General features: G+C 70.5%; 2 protein-coding genes. Both read right to left on the bottom strand.

The annotated features are described in order from the left end of the window. Window positions 1-301: 301 nt before the first annotated feature. Entirely contained in the window at window positions 302-1510 is a 1209-nt protein-coding gene (locus IPV08_RS24240) for an IS91 family transposase (RefSeq protein ID WP_207414406.1), read from the bottom strand. A 4-nt stretch (window positions 1511-1514) separates the two neighbouring features. Beyond that, window positions 1515-2423 (bottom strand): tyrosine-type recombinase/integrase, encoded by a 909-nt coding sequence (locus tag IPV08_RS24235; protein ID WP_207414404.1) that lies wholly within the window; start codon window positions 2421-2423, stop codon window positions 1515-1517. Window positions 2424-2555: the final 132 nt, after the last annotated feature.

Raw genomic sequence — 2555 nt, 5'->3', positions numbered from 1 at the left:
CCTGAAGAGTTTCGGGCGCCGCGAGGCGTACGAAAGTCGTGGAAGAACGAACCCGCGGGATGGCGGGCGCAGAGCTATGGGGATTTTGGGAGACCGTGGTCCCCAGTGAGGGACGGAAGGCGCGTGAACACCGTCGCCTGGGTGCCTGAGCGCTCCTGGATTGCCCGGTCTCCGGCGTTTGGCGGAGCGCGACAGGGTCGGGCGACAGCGTTCAAGAAGACCATTCTGGCGTTCGGCACGCGGAAAGGCGTGCCCCGAGGTGCGCCTCCTCGGATGTGTGGTGGTGCTAGGCCATGCCGGGTCATGGCGTACACGCCCGGTTCGGTGCGGCGCTGAACGGCGGCCCGCGCGGCTGGTACCAGCCGGCGAAGGAGCCGACGGTTCTCATGGGACTGCCGCAGCGGGGGCAAGGCGGTCGAACGTCGGTCGCAGCGACTCGGGTGTCCGGTTCAGGGTCGGTGGATCGCGGCGGGGCCGGTGTGGCGAGGATTGCGCGGATGTGGGCCAGACCAGCCTTCCGGTTCGAGCCGGCGAGGAAGCCGTAGTGCCGGATGCGGTGGAAGCCGCGCGGCAGGACATGGAGGAGGAAGCGCCGGATGAACTCCGTGGCGGACAGGGTCATGATCCGCGCCTGCCCGGCCTCGGTGCGGCGGTAGTCCTTGACGCGGAAGCTGACGTTTTCCCCGTCGAAGGCGAGGATGCGCCGGCTGGAGATGGCCACGCGGTGGGTATAGCGCGACAGATAGGCGAGCACGGCCTTCGGTCCGGCGAAGGGCGGTTTGGCGTAGACGACCCAGCGCTTACCGCGCACCGGGGCGAGCGCGCGGACGAAGGCCTTGGCGTCGGAGAGTGGGGCCAGGGTGCCGAAGAAACCGAGCGTCCCGGCCTCGTGGAGGGCGGCGAGCCCTTCGAGGAACAGGCGGCGGAACAGCATGCCCAGCACCCGCACCGGCAGGAGGAAGGCCGGGCGCGACGCGACCCATCGGGTCCCGTCCGGCGAGAGGCCGCCGCCGGGCACGATCATGTGGAGATGGGGATGGTGGGTCATGGCCGAGCCCCAGGTGTGGAGCACGGCGGTGAGGCCGATGCGGGCACCGAGATGCTTCGGGTCGGCGGCGATTCGCGTCATGGTCGCGCTCGCTGCCCGGAACAGCAAGTCGTAGACGGCGGCCTTGTTCTGGAAGGCGATGGCGGCGATCTCGGCGGGCAGGGTGAAGACGACGTGGAAGTAGCCGACCGGGAGCAGGTCGGCCTCGCGCGCGGCGAGCCAGTCGCGCGCCGCCGCGCCCTGGCATCTCGGGCAGTGCCGGTTGCGGCAGGAGTTGTAGGCCACCCGCAGATGGCCGCACGCGTCGCAGCCCTCGACATGGCCGCCGAGGCTGGCCGTGCGGCACTGCTCGACCGCCGCCATCACCTTGAGCGCGGCCAGGTTCAGCTGCCCGGCCCCATCGGCGCGGTAGGCGGGGCCGGCGGCACGGAAGACGTCGGCCAGCTCGATCGCGGCGGGCATCGCCTCAACCTGGCGCGGGTCCCTCCCCATGGAACAGGGCGAGCCTGTCGAGCGGGCTCGTCACGGCCCGCACCGTCCGGGTGGCGACCTTGGCGTAGAGCGCCGTCGTGTCGAGCCGGGCGTGTCCCAGCAGCACCTGGATGACGCGGATATCGACGCCGTCCTCCAGGAGGTGGGTGGCGAAGGAGTGGCGCAGGGTATGGGGACCGACACGCTTGGGGATCCCGGCCGACCGGGCCGCCTCCACCACGATGCGGTGAAGCTGGCGCGTGCTGATCGGCCGGGCCCAGTCCTGTCCGGGAAACAGCCAACCCTCGCGATGCAGGACGCCCTGCCGGTGTCCCTCGGTCCACCAGCGCCGCAGGAGACCCAGAAGATCGGCGGACAGCATCGCGTTGCGGTCGCGGCCGCCTTTGCCACGCTCGACCCGCAGGAGCATGCGCGTCGAGTCGACATCGCCGACCTTGAGCGCCGCGACTTCGGCCACCCGCAGTCCCGCGCCGTAGGCGACCGACAGGGCCGCCAGATGCTTGAGGCAGACCGTGGCGCCGAGCAGCCGGCGCACCTCGTCGGCGCTCAGGACGTCGGGCAGCGGGCGCGGATGGTTGAGGCGGACCAGCCTGCGAGCGAGGTCGGGCCGCTCGATCGTATGGACGAAGAAGAACCGCAGGGCCGAGACGATGGCATTCATCGTCGGCACCCCGAGGCCGACCTCCTGCTGCGCGATCTGGAAACGGCGCAGGTCGTCGACGGTCGCCGTGTCGGGCGAGCGCCGCAGGAACGTCGCCAGACGCCCGACATCGCGGAGGTAGTTGCGCTGCGTCTCACGGGAGAACCGACGCAAGGTCATGTCGTCGGTCAGGCGCTGACGCAGCGAGCCGACGGCAGCGGCGGGAACGGCAAGGATGGTCATCGGATGGCTCCACTCGGATGAAGGGAGCCTCGATCGTCCGCCCAGGCCGGGCGACGCTCAATCAGCGCAAGGCGCTCGTCTCAATCCGAAAACCTCGAAGCTGCCACCCATCCCGCGCAAGCGGGTTCGTTC

The sequence above is a fragment of the Methylobacterium sp. SD274 genome (genome assembly GCF_017355285.1).
GTDB lineage: Bacteria > Pseudomonadota > Alphaproteobacteria > Rhizobiales > Beijerinckiaceae > Methylobacterium.
Note: the sequence above shows the minus strand (reverse complement) of the source record. Positions and strands in the feature narration are given on the sequence as shown.

Coding starts and splice junctions, on each gene's coding strand:
- IPV08_RS24235 (WP_207414404.1), bottom strand. CDS start 2,423: ATGACCATCCTTGCCGTTCCCGCCGCTGCCGTCGGCTCGCTGCGTCAG.
- IPV08_RS24240 (WP_207414406.1), bottom strand. CDS start 1,510: ATGCCCGCCGCGATCGAGCTGGCCGACGTCTTCCGTGCCGCCGGCCCC.